The 19602-nt window shown below is 53.8% G+C and carries 18 protein-coding genes; 17 read left to right on the forward strand and 1 reads right to left on the reverse strand.

Going from position 1 to position 19602, the window contains the following annotated elements:
- Positions 1-12: 12 nt before the first annotated feature.
- From wecB (ACYVBJ_RS07125) to ACYVBJ_RS07180, 12 genes are read left to right on the forward strand one after another with little or no spacing between them, the layout of a single operon-like run.
- The gene (gene wecB / locus ACYVBJ_RS07125) at positions 13-1176 is read left to right on the forward strand and encodes a non-hydrolyzing UDP-N-acetylglucosamine 2-epimerase (RefSeq protein WP_460981605.1); all 1164 of its coding nucleotides are present in this window, start codon (positions 13-15) and stop codon (positions 1174-1176) included.
- Entirely contained in the window at positions 1173-1901 is a 729-nt protein-coding gene (locus ACYVBJ_RS07130) for a glycosyltransferase family 32 protein (protein ID WP_460981606.1), read from the forward strand. Before wecB (ACYVBJ_RS07125) ends, ACYVBJ_RS07130 begins: the two co-directional genes overlap by 4 nt.
- Positions 1898-3322 carry a glycosyltransferase family 39 protein gene (locus tag ACYVBJ_RS07135; RefSeq protein ID WP_460981607.1) on the forward strand — a complete coding sequence of 475 codons (1425 nt, stop codon included), beginning with the start codon at positions 1898-1900 and terminating at the stop codon, positions 3320-3322. The genes ACYVBJ_RS07130 and ACYVBJ_RS07135 overlap by 4 nt, the downstream gene beginning before the upstream one ends.
- A gap of 6 nt (positions 3323-3328) precedes the next feature.
- Positions 3329-4264 carry a glycosyltransferase gene (locus ACYVBJ_RS07140; protein WP_460981608.1) on the forward strand — a complete coding sequence of 312 codons (936 nt, stop codon included), beginning with the start codon at positions 3329-3331 and terminating at the stop codon, positions 4262-4264.
- Positions 4245-4889: an imidazole glycerol phosphate synthase subunit HisH gene (gene hisH / locus ACYVBJ_RS07145; RefSeq protein ID WP_460981609.1), complete on the forward strand. Its 645-nt coding sequence runs from the start codon at positions 4245-4247 to the stop codon at positions 4887-4889. Before ACYVBJ_RS07140 ends, hisH begins: the two co-directional genes overlap by 20 nt.
- Before the next feature lie 40 nt (positions 4890-4929).
- Positions 4930-5697 carry an AglZ/HisF2 family acetamidino modification protein gene (locus ACYVBJ_RS07150; protein WP_460981610.1) on the forward strand — a complete coding sequence of 256 codons (768 nt, stop codon included), beginning with the start codon at positions 4930-4932 and terminating at the stop codon, positions 5695-5697.
- A complete protein-coding gene (locus tag ACYVBJ_RS07155) occupies positions 5694-6845 on the forward strand; it encodes an N-acetyl sugar amidotransferase (RefSeq protein ID WP_460981611.1) in 1152 nt (383 codons plus the stop codon). The genes ACYVBJ_RS07150 and ACYVBJ_RS07155 overlap by 4 nt, the downstream gene beginning before the upstream one ends.
- Positions 6845-7927, forward strand: a complete 1083-nt coding sequence (locus ACYVBJ_RS07160) for a lipid II:glycine glycyltransferase FemX (RefSeq protein WP_460981612.1) — start codon at positions 6845-6847, stop codon at positions 7925-7927. Before ACYVBJ_RS07155 ends, ACYVBJ_RS07160 begins: the two co-directional genes overlap by 1 nt.
- The gene (locus tag ACYVBJ_RS07165; protein ID WP_460981613.1) at positions 7924-9108 is read left to right on the forward strand and encodes a DegT/DnrJ/EryC1/StrS family aminotransferase; all 1185 of its coding nucleotides are present in this window, start codon (positions 7924-7926) and stop codon (positions 9106-9108) included. The genes ACYVBJ_RS07160 and ACYVBJ_RS07165 overlap by 4 nt, the downstream gene beginning before the upstream one ends.
- Positions 9105-10199 (forward strand): DUF354 domain-containing protein, encoded by a 1095-nt coding sequence (locus ACYVBJ_RS07170; protein ID WP_460981614.1) that lies wholly within the window; start codon positions 9105-9107, stop codon positions 10197-10199. Before ACYVBJ_RS07165 ends, ACYVBJ_RS07170 begins: the two co-directional genes overlap by 4 nt.
- A 43-nt stretch (positions 10200-10242) precedes the next feature.
- Positions 10243-10998 carry a hypothetical protein gene (locus ACYVBJ_RS07175; protein ID WP_460981615.1) on the forward strand — a complete coding sequence of 252 codons (756 nt, stop codon included), beginning with the start codon at positions 10243-10245 and terminating at the stop codon, positions 10996-10998.
- Between the two features lie 28 nt (positions 10999-11026).
- On the forward strand, positions 11027-13291 hold the full coding sequence (locus tag ACYVBJ_RS07180) for a glycosyltransferase (RefSeq protein WP_460981616.1): 2265 nt from the start codon (positions 11027-11029) through the stop codon (positions 13289-13291).
- 24 nt (positions 13292-13315) lie between these two features.
- Here ACYVBJ_RS07180 and ACYVBJ_RS07185 read toward each other — a convergent pair whose 3' ends face one another.
- Complete coding sequence (locus ACYVBJ_RS07185) at positions 13316-14374, reverse strand: UbiA family prenyltransferase (RefSeq protein WP_460981617.1); 1059 nt, start codon at positions 14372-14374, stop codon at positions 13316-13318.
- A gap of 125 nt (positions 14375-14499) precedes the next feature.
- Here ACYVBJ_RS07185 and ACYVBJ_RS07190 point away from each other — a divergent pair, with 125 nt between their 5' ends.
- From ACYVBJ_RS07190 to ACYVBJ_RS07210, 5 genes are all read left to right on the forward strand, one after another.
- Positions 14500-15414 (forward strand): SAM-dependent methyltransferase, encoded by a 915-nt coding sequence (locus tag ACYVBJ_RS07190; RefSeq protein ID WP_460981618.1) that lies wholly within the window; start codon positions 14500-14502, stop codon positions 15412-15414.
- Positions 15415-15445: 31 nt separating this feature from the next.
- Positions 15446-16591, forward strand: coding sequence for a non-hydrolyzing UDP-N-acetylglucosamine 2-epimerase (wecB, locus tag ACYVBJ_RS07195; protein WP_460981619.1), 1146 nt, complete (start codon positions 15446-15448; stop codon positions 16589-16591).
- A 93-nt stretch (positions 16592-16684) separates the two neighbouring features.
- Positions 16685-17188, forward strand: a complete 504-nt coding sequence (locus ACYVBJ_RS07200) for a UpxY family transcription antiterminator (RefSeq protein WP_460981620.1) — start codon at positions 16685-16687, stop codon at positions 17186-17188.
- Positions 17189-17316: 128 nt separating this feature from the next.
- The gene (locus ACYVBJ_RS07205) at positions 17317-18759 is read left to right on the forward strand and encodes a capsule assembly Wzi family protein (RefSeq protein ID WP_460981621.1); all 1443 of its coding nucleotides are present in this window, start codon (positions 17317-17319) and stop codon (positions 18757-18759) included.
- Positions 18760-18773: 14 nt separating this feature from the next.
- The gene (locus ACYVBJ_RS07210) at positions 18774-19451 is read left to right on the forward strand and encodes a hypothetical protein (RefSeq protein WP_460981622.1); all 678 of its coding nucleotides are present in this window, start codon (positions 18774-18776) and stop codon (positions 19449-19451) included.
- Positions 19452-19602 lie beyond the last annotated feature (151 nt).

Below are 19602 nucleotides of genomic sequence, written 5' to 3' on the forward strand. Positions count from 1 at the left end.
GCTATCTTATACATGAAAACCCGACTTCTGTTTGTGTTTGGCACCCGGCCCGAAGGAATCAAACTAGGTCCGCTCATTCAGGAGTTCCGAAGGTATCCATCGCGCTTCGAGTTGATAATCTGCGTGACTGGGCAACACAAAGAAATGCTGGCGCCGGTGCTGGACCTGTTCGCGATCTCGCCCGATTATGATCTGGCGATCATGAAGAACGGACAGGATCTGACGGAGATGACGGCCTGCATCCTGGTCCGTATGCGCGATGTGCTGACCGCCAGTAAGCCAGACCTGGTATTTGTACACGGCGACACCGTTACGTCGACAACCGCAGCCCTGGCGGCATTCTACCAGAAAATAGACGTAGCGCATATTGAAGCCGGGCTGCGAACCGGCAATCGCAACAGCCCCTGGCCGGAAGAAACGTATCGTGAACTCACCAGTCGGATGGCCACGTATCATTTTGCGCCTACCCGGCAGGCACAGCGTAATCTGTTGAAGGAAGGGATTCAGCCGCAGCAGATCATCGTTACGGGCAATACGGTTATCGACGCCCTGCAAACGATCGTCCGGCGGATTGATGCCGACAATACAATCGAGTCCGGACTGCTGGAAACCATTCGGCAGGCAGGTTACGATGCTAGTCGTCTCAAACCGGAAAAACGGCTGGTGCTCATTACCGGGCACCGGCGCGAAAATTTTGGTCAGGGAATGCGGAATATCTGTTGCGCGCTCAAGGCCCTGGCCATACGCTATCCAGACACCGATTTTGTGTATCCTGTTCATCTGAATCCTGTAGTGCAGCAAACGGTTCGGCAAACTCTGGGTGCGCAGCCCACGGAGAACATTTTTCTGATCAGTCCACTGGACTATCTGGCCTTTGTGTACCTGATGAAAGCCTCGTATCTGATCCTGACCGATAGCGGTGGCATTCAGGAAGAAGCGCCGAGTTTGGGAAAACCGGTGCTGGTCATGCGCGATGCCACCGAGCGGCCCGAAGCCGTTGACGCCGGTACGGTTAAAATCGTGGGTACCGATCCGGAACGGATTACCGATGCCGCCAGTCTGCTGCTCGATGATCCGTCAGCGTACGCAAAGATGGCGACGGCGCGTAACCCCTTTGGCGATGGTACCGCTTCCGCGAAGATCGTGGCCTATTTCCAGGATCGTATTCCAACATGATTCCTAAAATCATTCATTACTGCTGGTTTGGCCGGGGAAAGATGCCCGCCAACGCAACGGACTGCCTGGAGTCCTGGAAAAAGTACCTGCCCGACTATGAACTCCGGCTATGGAATGAAGACAGTTTTGATCTCCGGCAGGTGCTGTACGTAAAGCAGGCCTACGAAGCCGGAAAGTTTGCCTTTGTCACGGACTACGTACGGCTTTATGCCCTGTATCATGTCGGGGGTATTTATATGGACACGGATGTGGAAGTGCTGAAAAGCCTTGATCCGTTGCTTCATCTGCCCGGCTTTTCCGGCTTTGAGAGCGACACCGAAATACCGACGGGAATTATGGCTGCTGAGCGGCACAACTCCTGGGCGAAAGAACAGCTTGATTACTATTCCAACCGGCCTTTCCTGAACCAGGACCAGTCGATTGATTACACCACCAACGTTGAAATTATTTCCCGGTCAATGCAGGCGAACGGGTTCGTGCTGAACAATACGTACCAGGTGTACAACGGCTGTATGCACATCTTCCCAAAGGATTATTTCTGCCCGAAAACCAGAGCGGGCGAGATTATCCTGACGGCGCATACGTACTGCATTCACCATTTTGAAGGGTCGTGGCAGCCCGTCCGGCATAAGCTTAAGAAGTTCATCGTTCGGCGGCTGCTGGGTGTTGCCCTGACCAAGTTCCTCGTCCGGGCCAAACGGCGGCTCGTAAACCGCATTTCATGAACAGCGAAGCCTATAGTCTCGTCACGCACGTTCCGCGCTATTTCACCCGTAAAGGCATTACGGCGTTTGTGGCGATAACGGTGCTGACGATCGTGCTTTTTTTTCATCGGATTATTCCCATACCGTCCCTGGTTTTCAACCTCGTTGAGGTCATTTTTTTCTTTCGGCTGACGTCAACGCTATCCGTGCGCTGGGCGGACTTATCGACGCTTACGTTTACGAAGCGGCTCACGAAAGTGGCCTTTGCTATCCGCCTGGCCTGGGTCGTGTTCAGTTATTTCTATTATCAGGTTACTACGGGGCAGCCCTTTGAGTTTCAGAGTGCTGACTCGCTGGGTTATCACAACGAAGCCATCTGGCTGGCGGGGCTGTTGAAAGACAATAAATGGCCGGTTTACGTCGCGTACATTGGCAAGAACTATTCCGATCTGGGGTACCCGACCTACCTCGGAATTCTTTATTACGCCTTCGGTGATTACGTCCTGATTCCGCGCCTGATCAAAGTGCTGCTGGGGAGCCTGACCTGTCTGCTAGTCTATAAAATCGGCAAGAATAACTTCGGCGAAAGTACCGGACGGATGGCGGGTATAATGGCGATGCTGGTGCCGAACCTGATCTATTACTGTGGCCTGCACGTCAAAGAAACCGAAATGGTGTTTCTGACCGTCTGGTTCGTATACCTGGGCGATAAGCTGATTCGGAATCGCAAGATAAAAGCCGGTGATCTGAGCCATCTTTTTTTGATCGGGGCGCTGCTGTTTCTGTTTCGAACCGTTCTGGCGGCCTGCCTGATCGGCTCGCTGGGACTGGCTACGTTGCTGACCTCCCGGCAGGTGTCGATCCTCAGCCGACGCGTCAGCCTGCTCATGGTGCTGGCCGTGGCGTCGCTGTTGATTGTCATTACGCCCGTCGGCGACAACATTACCGAGTACCTGCACGCCAGCGATCAGAGCCAGACCAAGCAGATGTGGAGTTTTTCGGTGCGGGAGGGGGCCAACAAACTGGCGCACCACGGATCAAGAGGGGTGTTTCTGCCGTTTATGCTCATGGCTCCGTTTCCAACCCTGGTTTATATCTACGACCAGCAGAACACGATGATGCTGGGGGGCGCTTACTTTACCCGGAATGTGTACGCGTTCTTTGTGTTTGTGGCCTTGTTTATCCTTTACAAACGAAAACAGCTGAAAGGACACGTCTTGCTGCTGGCCGTTATCTTTTCCTATGTGTTCGTGTTAGCGTCCAGCGGGTTTGCCCTGTCGGAGCGCTTTCACCTGCCCCTGGTTCCGTTCCTGCTCGTGCTGGCGTCCTATGGCGTGTCGCAGATGAACCTGCAAAACCGGCGCTACTACGTGCCGTATCTGATCCTGATCGGGCTGCTGGTGATTGGCTGGAACTGGTTTAAACTGGCTGGTCGCTCGTAGGGGCGTATGCGTATCTTAATCGTTTGCAGCGGTAATCGGCCTGATTTTGATGTGCAGAAACATCAGGCGTTTATCTACGATCAGGTCGAAGCCCTGAAAGTCCTGGATGCCAACCTTGCATTCGATTACTTTTTTATCACCGGCAAAGGGGTACGGGGGTATCTGAAGTGCTTTCCGCAGTTAAAGCGACAACTGATGCGCGGACGTTACGACCTGATCCATGCGCACGTAGGACTGCCGTCGCTGCTGGCGAACCTGCAACGGCGCGTGCCGGTGGTGTCCACGTTTCACGGTTCGGATATCAACGACGCCCGGCTAAGATTTCTGTCGCTGCTGGCGGAACTGTTGAGTCAAAGCACAATCTATGTCAGCCCGCATCTGAGACAAAAAGCGATTTACGCCAGCCCCAGAACGAGTCATGTGATTCCGTGCGGGGTTGATTTTTCGTTGTTCAGACCAAGGTCGAAGCCGCAGAGTCGTCAGCGATTCAGGCTGTCTTTCGACAAAACGTATGTTCTGTTTTCGTCGGACTTCGCCAATCCGGGTAAAAATTATAAGCTGGCCAAACAAGCCCTTGACCAGCTGAACGACCCCACGATTGAGTTGCTGGAACTGAAAAATTACACGCGCGAAGACGTAGCGTTTCTGTTGACGGCCGTCGATCTCGCCCTGATTACGTCGTTTTCGGAAGGGTCTTCGCAGTTTTTGAAAGAAGCGTTAGCCTGCAACTGCCCGGTTGTAGCAACGGATGTCGGCGATGCCCGGCTGGTCATGCAGGGCATTGCGGGCTGTTACGTTACTACCCACGAACCGGAGGTCGTAGCGGCTGGCCTACGTAACGCCCTGGCGTATGCCGGTTCCGTTCAGTCGCGCGACCGCATCGCCCAGTTCGATAATCAACGCATTGCCCAACAAGTTCGGGATGTCTATTACCAGCGCTGATCACGACCCCTCTGACCTGGTCATTATCGACTACGGCGCGGGAAACCTGCGCTCGGTCGAGAAAAAATTTGAACGGGTTTATGGGCGGGTTCGGGTGTCGTCGGACCCTCGGGTCATTGCAACGGCGGGTAAACTGGTTCTGCCGGGTGTCGGGCATTTTGCCCGTGCTGTGAGCAGGTTAAAGGAATCGGGCATCTGGGATGCGCTGAACCAAGCGGTGCTTATTGATCAAACGCCTATACTGGGCATTTGCCTCGGTATGCAGTTGATGGCCCGTCACAGCGAAGAAGGCAATGCCGAGGGCCTGGGCTGGTTCGACGCAGAGGCCGTTCGGTTTCGGGTGAGCGACAAGCTGACCCACAAAGTACCGCACATTGGCTGGAACACGGCGGAGCAGACTAAACCGTCCTCCTTGTTTGCCAGCATAGCCGATGCAACCCCGTTTTACTTCGCGCATTCGTATTACGTTGCCTGCCGGGATCCTCAGGACATAGTAACGCAAACGACCTACGAAACGCCGTTTGCGTCGGTCATTCAGAAGAGAAACATCGTGGGAACGCAGTTTCACCCCGAAAAAAGTCACGACCGGGGTGAGCAGTTAATCCGAAATTTTGTTGATCTGTAAGCGGATCATTTGCTTATGGGTTGTTAGGGCTTTATCCCAGATGTTCAGACCGCGCGTTATTCCGCTTTTACTGCTTAAAAACAAGGGATTGGTTAAATCGGTCCGGTTTAAAAACTACACCTACATCGGTGATCCGATCAATGCCGTTCGGATTTTCAACGACCGCAAAGCCGATGAACTGGTGCTGCTCGACATTCTGGCCACGAGCCAGAACCGCTGCATTGACCTAGACGTAGTACGGGCGATTGGCGACGAAGCGAACATGCCCGTTGCCGTGGGCGGAGGTATTCAAACGATACAGCAGATCAAAGCGTGTATCAACGCGGGAGCCGAAAAAGTGATCATCAACTCAGCCGCCATCGAGAACCCCGCCTTTGTTAAGGCAGCCGCCGACGAATTCGGCAATTCAACCATCGTGGCTGCTATCGACGTCAGGAAAAATCTGCTTGGCCGGAAACGCGTGTACGCGGAAGGAGGGAGCCGGTCGACGGGGCTCGATCCGGTTCCGTGGGCGCAGCAACTGGCAGCCAACGGGGCCGGTGAGCTACTGGTAACGTCCATTGACCATGATGGGATGATGCAGGGCTACGATTTACCGTTGATTCGGACACTGGCGGCTGCCGTTGAGATACCCGTGATTGCGGCTGGCGGAGCGGGTTCGCTGGCTGACCTGAAAGCGGCTACGCAAACGGCTTATGCTTCGGCTGTAGCTGCCGGTTCGCTCTTCGTCTATCATGGTCCCCGAAAGGCCGTGCTGGTTAACTATCCCGGTATCGATACGTTACAAACGCTGTTCAGTCCATCATGAGAGTTTGTGCAAAAGGAGTCTGGGACGAAACCATTCCCGGAATTTCGTTCGACGAACGGGGCGTGTCGAACTTCTGCGTGTTGCAGGAGAAACTCATGGCCGACTACCCACGGGGCGAAACCGGACAGGCCGACTGGGCTAAACTGGTGCGGGCTATGAAGGCGGCCGGTAAAGGCAAGCGGTACGACTGCGTGCTGGGCGTCAGTGGCGGTGTCGATAGTTCGTATTTAATCCACTTAACAACGCAATACGGACTGCGGCCGCTGGCCGTTAACCTCGACAACGGCTTTAGCAGCGAGATCGCCGTTCAGAACATCTTCAACGTAACGTCGGCGCTGGGCGTTGACCTGGAAACCTACGTAATCGATTACGAAGAGATTCAGGATTTGCTGCGGGCGTACATGAAAGCCGGGTTGCCCTGGATCGATGCGCCTACGGACCTTGCCATCAAAGCAACCATGTACAAGGTGGCCCGGTCGGAAGGCATTCAATACATTCTACGGGGTAATGATTTTCGGTCGGAGGGGAAGCAGCCGAAAGAGTGGACCTACGCCGATGCAAAACAACTGCGGTTTATTCACCGGAAGTTTGGCGTGCCCGTTCCGTTGAAAACGTATCCCATGCTGACCCTGCCCCGGCTGATCTACGCCGGTCTGGTGAAGGGGATAAAAGACATTCGCCCGTACTATTACCTCGACTATACCAAACAGGAGGCCAGAAAGGTCCTGATGGATCGTTACGACTGGAAAGACTACGGCGGACATCACCACGAAAACCTGTTCACCAAGTTCGCGATGACGTACTGGCTGCCCCGAAAATTCGGCATCGACAAACGGAAAATCACGCTGTCGGCCCAGGTGCTGAATCAGGTCATCAGCCGGGAGGAAGCGCTGATGCAGTTAGAGCAACCACTTGGGACGGATAGCGAACTGGAGCAATTACGGGCGTACGTGATCAAGAAGCTAGCCTTGTCGCCGGATGAATTTCAATGTATCTGGTCAGCACCGACCAAAAACACCTTCGACTATCCGTCGGACTACGCCTTGATTTTTGGTCTGGTGAAACGGTTTCGGCCGCTTATCAAACGCGTATATGCCTTTACGCCCATGTCGGTTTCGGCCAACGACATCATCAAGGCAAAGGGGTGATGAACAAAGGGACTATTACTATAGATAAGGCAGTTCAAACCGTCACCGTACGGGCCACGGACGAATCTTGCCAGTATAGCACCCTCACGCAGCTAACGCCTGAACTGGAAGCGCAGATTTCGGCCTTTCTGGAAACCTGCCCTGGATTTCATTATTTTCAGTCGCCCGCTTTCTTCAACGTTTGTTGTTCATCAAAGAAACTCACGCCGTATTACGTCATAGCCTGGCAAAATGGGGCCATTGTGGGCGTGTTACTGTATTTCAGACAAAGACAATTTGTCCTGCCGGTAGCGGATTTCCTGACGAGTCGAATCCTGATCTGGGGAGGGCCGGTGGTCCGTAACCACGTACCGGCGGTAGCAGACGGCCTGCTTCGGCACTACCAGAACACTGGCCCGAACGTAATGTACACGCAGGTCCGGAATCTGATCGATACGGCTGTCTTCCGGGATCAGTTCAGGCGGTATGGCTTTCGCTACGAAGAACACCTGACCCTGATTGTCGATCTGAACCAGTCCGAGACTACGCTCTGGCGGGACGTATCGACGAAACGGCGCAATCAGATCCGGAGGGCTGAGAAAGAAGGCTGCATAGTCGAAAAACAAGATTCACTGTCGGCGCTGAAGGTTAGTTATGCCATTCTGAAAGACGGGTATGAACGGACGAAGCTACCTCTGCCGGATTTTAGCCATTTTGAAGCGTTGCACCAGCAGGCCGATGCTTATTCGGGATTGCGTGTCTTTACGGTAAGCTGGCAGGGCGAGATCATCGGTTGTATGCTTTGTCTGGCTCATAGTCACTGGCTATTCGATTACTACGCCGGGGCCTATCGCCAGTATTATAAAAAATACCCCAATGATCTGCTACCGTGGCGGGTACTGCTGTGGGCCAAAGAAAACGGGTTTACGCAGTTCGACTTCGGCGGGGCTGGTAAACCCGGCGTTCCCTATGGTGTGCGGGAGTACAAAAAACAGTTTGGCGGGCTGTTGGTGAACCACGGCCGCTACGAACGTACCACCTATCCCCGGCTGTTCGCTCTGATTACCAACGCGTTCAGGTTGTGGCAACGGCTTACCCGATGATTCCCAGATTTACTACGTCGTTTTCGATTCGCGATGCCTGGGGGGCAGTGGGCGCTTTGTTCGCAGACGAATTACCGGGTATGCCACTCTACAGGCATTTATTTCCGGTAGCGACGACCTATGAAATCAGCAGTGCCAGAGCCGGCATGGCGTACGCACTACGGGCGCTGCAACTCAAACCCGGTGCCTGCGTTGGCGTTCAGCCCTATACCTGCTCATCGGTGATGAACGCAATCCGGACGGCTGGTTTCAGGCCGGTCTTTATCGATGTTGACGAAACGCTCACCCTGGATGCCAACGATTTGGTCCGCAAGGTCACTCACCTGGATGCGCTTGTTGTTACGTATACGTTCGGTAGGCTGGCCAACGTTGAACAGATCAGGGCGTCAACCGGAAATATACCGGTTATTGAAGACTGCGCCCACGCCTTTGGCACCCGCTACGAGGGTGTAGCGGTCGGCAATTTCTTTGACATGGCCGTTTTTTCGTTTGGTCCCGGCAAATTTCCGGCCCTCGGTGGGGGAGGGCTGCTGGTTGTCAACAACCGGCAATACGTTCAGTCGGTCAGCGAACAGGTACGTCCGTTGAAACCGATCCCGATGCCTGGTGAGCTGGCTTTTATGGGTCGTCAACTGATCAGTTCGCTGCTGTATTCGAGGGTGGGATACGGGCTGATGTACCGACTTTTCAAGGCTCGTCTGATGAACAGAGGAAAGCAGCCCGACGACCAGGCTGACCTGGGAAACGCGATGCCCAGGGCCGTGCAGTGGTGGCTACGGTCGCACGCCGATAGGATTGAAGCCGCCTTTGCAAAGCAGCGACGAAACGCCCTGATGATCATTAGCAAACACAACGCTACGTTCCGATTTATCCAAAATCAGGGTCCGAACAGCGGCTGTTTCGCACTGGTTTGCGTAACCGAGTCGCGGGATGCCCTGTTCGATCATCTCGTTGATAGTGGTATCAGTGCCGGAAAACATTTTCAGTACGCGCCGTTGTGGGCGTCTCAGTTCGGCTACCAGCGTGGCGACTGCCCAACGTTTGATCGGCTGGTCGAACAGATTATCACGATTCCCTGCCACGACGCACTGACCCCGGGCGAGGTTGCTCATATTGACGAATCGCTCGCCCGATTTGCAAACAGCAACGTATTCAAGCAGAAATTGCCGTCTTTTTCATGAAAACGAAACGGATACTGGTCGATATCAATCACCCGGCTCACGTCCATTTGTTCCGGCATTTCATCGGCGAGATGCAGGCGGCAGGGTACGAGGTATTTGTCACGGCTAAGCGGGTGCCGTCAATTGTTGACCTGCTTACCCAGTACAACATTCCGTTCACGCCCGTTGGCCGTAAGAAAGATGGGATGATGGGCAAATTCATCGTCGAGTTTTTTCATCTGTTGCGGGTGGTGCGGCTGGTTGTTGCGAAACGGATCGGGTTGGGCATTGGCGTGTCGATGGTGCTGCCCCTGGTGTCGAAACTGACCGGCATGAAATCCATTTGCCTGGACGACGATGACGTAGCGGTTACCCCGTTGTTTGCCCGGTTTGTTTCGCGGGCCGATGTGATTCTGACGCCCAGTTCCCTGGCTTATGAAGGCCGGGGAGCCAATCACATTAGCCACCCCAGCTTTCACGAACTAGCCTATCTGCACCCGAATCGGTTTGCGCCCGACCCCGCCATACTGGACGAAGCCGGTATTTCGTCGGGGGAACCCTTTTTCGTGCTCCGGTTCAATGCGTTCAAGGCCCACCACGACGAAGGGGCGACCGGACTGTCGATACAGCAAAAGCGGGCGCTGATCGCGCTGCTGAAACCGCACGGTAAAGTCTTTATCACCACGGAACGCGCCATTGATCCGGAACTGGAGCCATACCGACTGCCGGTTGCCCCCGAAAAAATTCATTCGCTCATGTACTACGCTACGCTGTTCGTCGGCGACAGCCAGACCATGACTTCGGAAGCCGCGGTACTGGGCACACCCGCCGTTAAACTGAACAGCTTTGCGGGTCGCCTTTCAATACCCAACGAACTCGAACAGCGCTATGAGCTTTGTTACGCCTTTCTGCCGCCCGATTTTGACCAGATGCTCGCTCGCCTGAAACAAATGCTGGAAACTCCCGACCTGAACGCGGAGTGGAGCCGCCGACGGGCTGCGATGCTGGCAGATAAGGTTGACCTGACCGCCTTTCTGGTGACGGTTGTTACTCATTACTCTGGGCGTTCCAGGTCAGAGGCCCCGCCTGTAACTCAACAGTCGATCTCCTGATTTGCCGACGGAGTAAGTCCATACCGTTCTTTCAGTCGCTTTGATGGATTTTACGCTGAAGAAATACCAGGCTTTACTGGCAAGCTTAATCGAAGCGAACTACTCGTTTCAGACCTTTGCCGACTTTCTGAGCGATGTCCGCCCGAACGCAATCATTTTGCGGCACGATGTCGACCGGCGACCCGAGTACGCCTTTCGGTTTGCCGAACTGCAACGAGCAGCGGGTGTGCGGGGAGTTTATTATTTCAGGGCCGTACCGCAGAGCTGGGACGAGTCAATTATCCGAAAGATTGCTGCGTTGGGGCATGAAATTGGCTACCACTACGAATGCCTGACAACCTCTAAAGGCGATGTAACAATCGCCATTCGGGATTTCGAGAAAAACCTGACCGCCCTGCGTCGTCTGGCGCCGGTCGCTACGATCTGTATGCACGGCAGTCCGATGTCGCGGTTCGATTCCCGAGATCTCTGGAAAACCTACAACTACGGCGATTTTGGCGTACTCGGCGAACCCTACTTCGATATCGATTTCACGAACGTACTGTACCTGACCGATACCGGGCGTCGGTGGGATGGCGGGGCGGTCAGCGTTCGGGACAAGGTGAATTCCGGGTTTGATCTGGTATTTCGGCAAACGGACGACATCATCAGAGCAGCCCGGACGCAACGTTTGCCGAAGCAGATCATGTTTACGTTTCATCCCCAGCGCTGGAGCGACAATCCGTTCGTCTGGCTGGAAGAGGCTGTTTCTCAGCATGTCAAGAACGTAGTGAAAACGCTTTTTTTCGTTAAAGCCTAGCGGAAGAATTTGGGCTGCATACATACCCATGAATACGGAAATAATGAATCATCGGCCACCGTTTCGCCATACGTTTACCGCCCTGGATCGATCCGGTAGCCACATATCTTTATCCAATAAGGCTCTCAACGCTCTGAATCAACCCGATACCCATCAGCACAGTCCGGTTAATCCGTATTTTAGGTTCGTAGTCATCAGTTCGTGTCCGGAAGACTGGGGAGGCAGTGAAGAGTTGTGGGGCGGCAGTGCGCAGTTGCTGGCTGAGGCTGGCCACCGGGTATTCGTCTTCAAGACAAAAGTAAATGCGCAGCATCCTCGTATAATTGGTCTGCGCGCGGCAGGCTGCATCGTCACCGATCTCTACCACCTGTCTCCGTTGCCGGAGGAGCTGTCCGCCGAAACGGACTGGACGCTCCAGACCCTCGATCATAATCTGCGGGCGATTCAACCCCATCTGACCATTATCGCCCAGGGCAGCAACTTCGACGGAATGGCCTTTGCCGACCTCTGTCGGCGCGTTAATACGCCCTTCGTTATCATTGCCCAGAAAGCGGTTGACGCTTTATACCCGCTGGATGGCGATCGGTTACGGTATCAGCAGGCGTACCAGACCGCAGCACGCGCTTTTTTTGTCTCCCGGCACAATCTGGAGCTGACCCGCCTTCAGCTGGCCCTGCCCTTGCCGAATGCTAAAGTTATCCTCAATCCGGTAAACGTTCCGTACGCGGCTGCCCCCAACGATACGTTTCCGGCAATGGACGGCGCAGTACGTCTGGCCTGCGTAGCGCGGTTGTTTATCCTCGAAAAAGGACAGGACATACTGCTGCGGGTGCTGGCTCAGGACAAATGGCGGTCGCGGTCCCTTTACGTTACGTTGTTCGGCGAAGGACCCAACCGCGTCGCTCTGGAGGAGATGGCTCGTTTTCTGAACGTAACGAACCGGGTTCAGTTTGCGGGGCAGGTAGCTGACCCAGCCACTATCTGGCAGACGCATCACGCCCTGATTTTACCCTCACGTAGCGAAGGGTTACCGCTGGCCCTCGTTGAAGCGATGCTGTGCGGACGTCCGGCCATTGCGGCCAGCGCGGGCGGCATTGCCGAAGTGCTGGTCGACAACGTAACCGGTTTTCTGGCGGCTACCCCATCCGATACTGCACTTGACGACGCCCTCGAACGGGCCTGGACCCAACGGACCGAATGGCCAGCGCTGGGGAGAGAAGCCGCCCGGCACATCCGCGCCGTAACCCAACCCAACGCCCTGCAACAGTTTACGGAGCAGATACTCGATTTAACCCGTCAACTGAATCCTCCGGTCGATCTCAGAGGAGCTGAGGATCAGCCGCTCGTCTCGATTATTATTCCGACTTATAATCGGGCGGATCTCATTGAACGGGCCATTCGAAGCGTCAGAAGGCAGACATACACCAATTGGGAACTGATCGTTGTCGATGACGGATCGACGGATGATACTCGGCAGCGAATAAGTAAGGCCCGTGGCGTAACGTATCATTATCAGGAACGCCAGGGGCAGGGGGCCGCCCGTAATACAGGGCTACGCCACAGCCGGGGTCAGTATGTTGCCTCGCTCGACTCCGACGACGAATGGTACCCGAATTTTCTGGCCGAAAGTATCGCCATGCTGCAAAAACACGAGTTGGACTTCGTGTTTTCGAATTATCTGAACAGCCTGGGCAACGATGCGTGTATGAGCTTTCTGGGGCAGCCCGATGGTCGGCAGCGCTACTGTACCCAGCCCGACGGAAACTGGTGGCTGCTGAAACCAGAGCAGGCCCGCCACCTGATGATCGATTCCTGCCCGGCCATTTCTTCGTCCATGGTCATGCGCCGAAAAACGATGCCACAGTCCTGGAACGAAACCATGCTGATTGCTGATGACTGGTGTCTGTTATTGGATATGGTGCTGAACCGGTCCTGCAAGGTTGCGTTCACACTGACCCAGAACTGGTATAAACACATCCACGATAGCAATATTTATGACCAGCGGGATGCGGCCCAGGTCGCCCAGGAGTTAGGGTTTCATGACGAAAAACTACTCCTCAAACGCTTTCAGCATCTGTTGCAGCCCGCCGAACGGGCCATCTTTTGCAAGCGGATCGGGTTTCACCATCTTAAATTTGCGTCCATGAGCCGAAGGCGGGGAGCGCCGTTTATTCAGGTGGTGAAGCACGTTGTCATCGGTCTGAGCATGGCTCCAGCGCCCATGAGTCGCCGAATTCTTAAGAAACTATGGGTTCGGGTCCGACCGTTTCTCAAAAAACAACTAGTTTCCTAGATCGGTAACGTGTGCCGGTTTACATTAGTTAAACTGGCGGGAAACCGCATGTCGGAGGGTCGTCAGTAAACGCTTAGCTTCGCGGGCAGTAGCCAGCGCATGAGCGCCGAAGAACAGGCCGTGCAGCACCAGGACAATGCCATCCGCCGGATACCGCAGGCATTGCGTGAGCAGTAGGGCTACCGGAAAAAAGATACTGTAGTACTCATCGAACACGATCCGCTGATTGGGGTCGAGGATAACCGGCCGAATTTGCCAGAAGCGGGCACGTAACGCTTCCAGCCCCCAGTAAAAAATCAGGAACAGAATGGGCATTGCCTGCCCCAGAGCCATCAGCATCACCCCAAAGGCAAGCACCTCCACCGGAAACGCAACCCAGGCTCCCAGCCGATGGGCACGACGCCACCCCCACCGACTAACGAGAGTCCGAACGCCAGCCCGATCGTCAGCGGACGCATCCCCCAACTGATGTTTAAGGATATTACGGATGCCACAGGCCATTGACCAACTGCTAACTGCAACCCACCAGGTCAGGGAGACGGGCTGGTTCACCCAGTGCTCGACCAGCGAGACAATCAGCAGCTGCGGAAAGACGTGGGCTCCCAGGGCATCGGCCAGTATACCCGCCAGGCCCCGTATCTTGAGCCGGACTGGAGCGAGGGAATAAAGCGAGTACGCGACCCAGCTGCCCAGATACAGCAGCCCACTCAGGGGATACAACCGCCAGAAGTAAACTGTAAATCCAAGTCCGGCTGCCAGACAGAGCGCTAACAGGACTTGCACGAACAGCAGCGGCTTACCCACCAGCCGGTTCGTTTTTCCCGCCATTCGGTCATCCGCCAGATCGGTCCAGTCGTTGAGTACGCTGACAAAAACCGCCCCGACAGTGAGAGCCAGAACCAGCAGCAGGAAGTGGGCCGTTAAGGGCCAGAGGGGCTGATTCAGTACACCTACCGTAGCGTAGCCGACCGCGAGCAAAGGTGCCATCTTATACCCCCACCATTCTCCCGCACGCGTAACCGAAATAGCCCGCTGGCTAGGCTGTAGGATGCGTTTACGTATAGATAATCGGGGGTTGGTCATAAACATCAGGTAGGCAGACGCAAAACAAAAGTAACCTGTTTTTTTATTTACCGAAGACCGGGCCAATCGCTACCATTGGCCTGTTTCAATTAAATCCGGCCTGATAATTGAGTGAACAAGTCCGTATGCGTACAGTAGCTCCCCAGTTAATCAGTTTACTAAACCAAACGAGAATCGGTAACCTCGCCCGCCGGTTGGTCAAGAAAACGATACGTGTGGTCTCCGGAAGAACAAAACGGTGGAAGCCGAAGAAGCCTGTTTACCCGTCGATCGCTGCGCCGGTTGCGAACGAAGTGGAAGCATACTATGATCAGGAAACCGATGCGTATCTGAAGACATACGGCAAAATTATTCAGTCGGCCCGCCCGGCTTCCGATGATGAACTGATCGCTTACTTCTCAGACAGTATGGGCATCCGCGATGGTATGCACCTGCTGGATGCGGGGTGCGGAGTGTGCGGACCGGCGGTGGGCTTGGCGAAAACCCATACAGTTACCATTGAAGCCATTACCATCAGTGACGTACAGGTCCGGAAGTCCCGGCAATACGTAGCGGAAAACCAGCTTGATCAGTTGATTCACGTAGCAAAAGCGGATTACGCCAATCTGGCGGAACTGTATCCACCCGGCACCTTCGATCTGGTTTTTTTTCTGGAAACACTCGGCTATGCCAACGACGTTGGGGCCGTGCTAAAAGCGGTGACAACGGTGCTCAAACCCGGCGGATCTGTGTATATAAAAGACTTTTTTCTGGTGCCGATTCTGGACGAAGATAAGCGGGACCTGCAGCGTACATACACCGAATCGATCCGAAGAGAATATCTATATCGAATTCCGGACCTAACCGATCTTGTCGATACGTTACGAGCGATGGGTTTATTCCTCGAGTTCATACGGCCCATGGCCATCACCGAAGATTTTACGCGTGCCGCTCTGTTTGAGACCGTAAACACCACTCATGCCATATACACGAAAACAATGCACACACCATTTCAGCTTTTCGAATCGCTGGAGCTGAAGTTCAGGAAAGTGTATCCGTAGAGATTAATATCGATCATTTACTACCGATCCCGTGCTCAAACTGCTCACCATTATCGGCGCCCGACCACAGATCATCAAATCGGCCGCGATTAGCAGGGTTATAAAAAGCGAGTATACCGACCGCGTTCGCGAGGTGATCGTTCATACGGGGCAGCATTACGATCCACAGATGTCGGCGGTGTTCTTTGGCGAGTTAGACCTACCCGAACCTGACTATAATCTTCAGGTTGGCTCCGGTAGCCACGGTGTTCAAACGGCTCGTATGCTTATCGGTATCGAAGAGGTTATTCAGGTCGAAAAGCCTGATTGTCTCATTATTTACGGCGATACCAATTCGACGCTCGCAGGGGCTATTGCAGCCGCCAAACTGCACGTCCCCATCGCGCACGTGGAAGCGGGATTGCGCTCGTTCAACAAGCGGATGCCGGAAGAAATAAACCGGATTCTGGCGGATCACGTTTCCACGTTTTTGTTTACCCCCACGCAGATGGGCTACACCAACCTGCTTAACGAAGGGTTTCGCCCCGACGTGCAACCGCCCTATACGATCGATAATCCGGGGCTATTCCAGGTCGGCGACGTCATGTATGACAATAGCCTGTACGTTTCAGCAAAAGCCGCTGAACAATCGACCATTCTGCAGGAAAACCACCTTACGCCGAACCGATACGTACTGGTCACCATCCATCGAAATGCGAATACAGATCAGGCTGATCGGTTGAACGCCATTTTTACGGCTCTACAGCTCCTGACTACCAGGCACGGGGCCAAACTGGTGATACCAGTCCATCCGCGCACTGCAAAGCAGATGGCGGCCCACCTGGAACCGACGCTTTACCAGAGCATTCTATCAAATCCGGCGATTGTACTTCTGTCACCCGTCTCGTTTCTGGATATGATCTGTCTGGAGCAACACGCCAAACTAGTGATAACCGATTCGGGGGGCGTACAAAAAGAAGCGTATTTCTTCAATAAATATTGCCTGGTTCTACGGGCTGAAACGGAATGGGTCGAACTCGTGGAGCAGGGGGCTGCCAGGCTCTGCGACGCCGATCCAGACCAGATTGTGGCGGGATTTATTGCTTACAACCAGGCTGATAACGTAACGTTTCCGGCTTTATACGGCGAAGGGCAAGCCGCTCGAAAGATTATTGATATTCTTATCCAATCGGTTTAGTTAAGTTCTCCGTAGGTATCATCTAGTTTATAATATGAAAGTATTATAAATTTGGTGTTTTTTTATACACTTTACCTGCAAGCTGATATTACTATGCCTTGGTTTGTACTATACACGAAGTCAAATACAGAGAAGCGCGTGGCGGAGGGTCTTCGGCAGCGGAACATCACTGTGTATTGTCCCCTCATAAAGGAAAAGCGAAAGTGGTCAGACCGGACGAAGCTGATAGAGAAGCCATTGTTCAGATCGTACTGTTTTGTACATGTCGATGAAAAAGACCGCAACCGGGTGTTTGGTGTGGCTGGGGTTGTGGGCTATCTGTATTGGCTGCAAAAACCGGCCATCGTCAGGGAAGAGGAGATCGACGTAATCAAAAAACTTCTCAACGATTTTGACCACCAGACTATTCAGGTTCAGCAATACAACGTATCGGATAAGGTACGTATTGGTTCCGGCTTGTTTATGGAGCAGGAAGGTCAGGTTATAGCACAACAGGGTAAAAAGCTGGTGCTGCGTATCGAATCACTGGGGGTGAGTATTTCCGTTGATACAGGCAGAACTCTTGTCGATAAACTGGTAAAACCACCCCGTTCTTAATTTCCGAAGTTAATGCCATATAACAACAGTAAGGCACGGTTTGTGGTAGAGCAGTAAAGCATTCGTCTGTGTACACACCTAGTTAGTTTTGAGCGTTGAGGGTCGATCAGATTTGTTACCGGGGTTTGGTGATTTCCGTTGGTCTTGCACTGGCTAGTCTGTACGGAAACGCCCAGACTGCCGGCAAAAAAACGCAGTATTGGGTAGAGGCTGGCCTGTTTCTGGCAACGGCGGAGACCAATCCGTTCTGGGTGCGTTCCAATCAATACGGAGAAGTCCCGCTCGAATCGCCGGGATTTACCGTACGGGCTCAGGCAAGGGGCGATTTTGCTCCGCTGGCTGACAAAAAGTTCTCGTATGGGTACGGGGCTCGGGGCGTAGTAAACGCAGGGGCAACGAATCAGTTTTTGCTCTCGGAGGCTTACGGTAAAGTTCGGTACGGTGCTTTTGAGTTTTACGCGGGCCGACGGCGCGAAGTCTTCGGACTTGCCGATTCCGCCCTGAGTGCGGGTTCGTACATCTGGTCGGGGAATGCCTTACCAATGCCGAAACTGCAGCTTTCTATCCCGAACTATACACCGATATTGAAAAATGGTCTGCTGGCCATCCGGGGCAATTACGCGCACGGTTGGTTTGGGCAGTCGGATTCAGTGGCCAACTATTACCTGCACCAGAAAAGCTTCTACGTCCGAATTGGCAAACCCGACTGGCGAATTAAGATTCAGGCCGGTTTCAACCATCAGGTGCAGTGGGGCGGCACCGTTTTGTATCCCCGGTTCGACAGTGGCGTACGGATCACCCAGTTTGGTTCGGACTGGCAGTCGTACGTGTTTGTGGTTACGGGTAAGTCGCTCTATGAGCTTGACACGCTGACCATCAGCAATAACGCAGCCTCGGCCGAAGGCGGAAACCGGGTCGGAAATCACCTGGGTACCTTCGATCTGGGAATTGATTACGAAGACGAGCAAAACCACTGGTTCATCTATCGGCAGTCCATTTACGAAGCAGGCGCTTTATTTTATCTCAATAACATCGCCGACGGCCTGACCGGTTTGTCCCTGACTCGCAAACAGGCAAAGCGGGGCATTCAGCGGATTGTGCTCGAATACCTGCACACCTCAAATCAGGGCGGACCCCTTCCATCGGGAAGGGCGGGCGGGACGCCCCAACTGCGGGGATACGAAGATTATTTTAATAATGGCCGGTACATTGATGGCTGGGTGTATAAACGCCAGACGATCGGCACGCCGTTTATCATGCCGCTTAACTATACCACCGGCCTGCCCCAGAATCTGGCCAAAAATCCTCATTACATTGTTAACAACCGGGTAAATGCGCTCACGCTGGGCGTTCAAAGCCGGTATGGAGCGCTTGATCTGCTGACCCGGATTTCGGTCAGCAACAATTTAGGAAACTACACTACGTCGCTGAATTATACACAGTTGTCTGTTCAGCAGCAGCTTATGTTTACCATCAAACAAAACCGGCTGACGGCTACTATTGGCTACGACGGAGCCGGGGTTCTCAACCAAACTATTGGTATCAGTCTGCTCGCGAGTCGGAGTTTTTAACCGCTGTTTCTGTCATGCCCCTATTTCATGAACTAGCTATACGTACCCTGTTCCTGATTCTGGCCGGATCAGCGCTAGGGCCGACCCGGGTTTCCGGGCAATTTAGTTCACGGCCTGTATCAGCCGAGATCAGTTCTGGTGCCGGGAAGAACGCAGCGCGGGTAAGCCGAACGGGTTTCTATACTAAGCTGGAGAACGCCGGTGAGCCGGATTCCCTCTGGACGAAACGGAGTTTTTTCTCGACGGCAATCATTCAGCACGGTAACCGGTTGGATCGACATTCCATTAGTCAACTGCTGAGTGAGAACGCTCCGGCTCAGACTCTCTACCAACGGGGGCAACTGCTAAAGCCAATTGGCCCCCTACTGGGCGTATCGGGGCTAGTTATTAGTTATATAGCTCTGAAAGGGACCCCAAAAACGGCCTATGCCAGAGGGGTTGGTACGCCCACTAACCCAAGTCCCCCGGACGTACTGGTCGAGTATACCAGCCGGAGTTTGCCTGCGTTGCTGGGTGGTGTAGGCCTGGTGGTTGGCGGCTTATGTCTTATCGAAATTTCGAACGGATTGACGGCCAAATCAATCCGTGTCTACAATGCCAGCATCTTGTCGCATCGACCGACTTCGGGCCTGCAAACCGTAAGGCTGGGCGTGACAACCGCTGGAACCATTGGTTTTGAAGCCAGTTTTTAAGCTGTTCATGCTTTCGCTGTGATACAGCGACCTGTTATAAACCCAGTCCCTAAGAGAGCTGAGTTCCTTTTCTACAAAGTCATTCGGTTAACGTAACGCGCTGGTCTAGAAGTCGCCTTGTAAAGGATGATCTGCCCGATCAACGGTGCCA

The organism is Spirosoma fluminis (assembly GCF_054778895.1).

Coding starts and splice junctions, on each gene's coding strand:
- wecB (WP_460981605.1), top strand. CDS start 13: ATGAAAACCCGACTTCTGTTTGTGTTTGGCACCCGGCCCGAAGGAATC.
- ACYVBJ_RS07130 (WP_460981606.1), top strand. CDS start 1,173: ATGATTCCTAAAATCATTCATTACTGCTGGTTTGGCCGGGGAAAGATG.
- ACYVBJ_RS07135 (WP_460981607.1), top strand. CDS start 1,898: ATGAACAGCGAAGCCTATAGTCTCGTCACGCACGTTCCGCGCTATTTC.
- ACYVBJ_RS07140 (WP_460981608.1), top strand. CDS start 3,329: ATGCGTATCTTAATCGTTTGCAGCGGTAATCGGCCTGATTTTGATGTG.
- hisH (WP_460981609.1), top strand. CDS start 4,245: ATGTCTATTACCAGCGCTGATCACGACCCCTCTGACCTGGTCATTATC.
- ACYVBJ_RS07150 (WP_460981610.1), top strand. CDS start 4,930: ATGTTCAGACCGCGCGTTATTCCGCTTTTACTGCTTAAAAACAAGGGA.
- ACYVBJ_RS07155 (WP_460981611.1), top strand. CDS start 5,694: ATGAGAGTTTGTGCAAAAGGAGTCTGGGACGAAACCATTCCCGGAATT.
- ACYVBJ_RS07160 (WP_460981612.1), top strand. CDS start 6,845: ATGAACAAAGGGACTATTACTATAGATAAGGCAGTTCAAACCGTCACC.
- ACYVBJ_RS07165 (WP_460981613.1), top strand. CDS start 7,924: ATGATTCCCAGATTTACTACGTCGTTTTCGATTCGCGATGCCTGGGGG.
- ACYVBJ_RS07170 (WP_460981614.1), top strand. CDS start 9,105: ATGAAAACGAAACGGATACTGGTCGATATCAATCACCCGGCTCACGTC.
- ACYVBJ_RS07175 (WP_460981615.1), top strand. CDS start 10,243: ATGGATTTTACGCTGAAGAAATACCAGGCTTTACTGGCAAGCTTAATC.
- ACYVBJ_RS07180 (WP_460981616.1), top strand. CDS start 11,027: ATGAATACGGAAATAATGAATCATCGGCCACCGTTTCGCCATACGTTT.
- ACYVBJ_RS07185 (WP_460981617.1), bottom strand. CDS start 14,374: ATGACCAACCCCCGATTATCTATACGTAAACGCATCCTACAGCCTAGC.
- ACYVBJ_RS07190 (WP_460981618.1), top strand. CDS start 14,500: ATGCGTACAGTAGCTCCCCAGTTAATCAGTTTACTAAACCAAACGAGA.
- ACYVBJ_RS07200 (WP_460981620.1), top strand. CDS start 16,685: ATGCCTTGGTTTGTACTATACACGAAGTCAAATACAGAGAAGCGCGTG.
- ACYVBJ_RS07210 (WP_460981622.1), top strand. CDS start 18,774: ATGCCCCTATTTCATGAACTAGCTATACGTACCCTGTTCCTGATTCTG.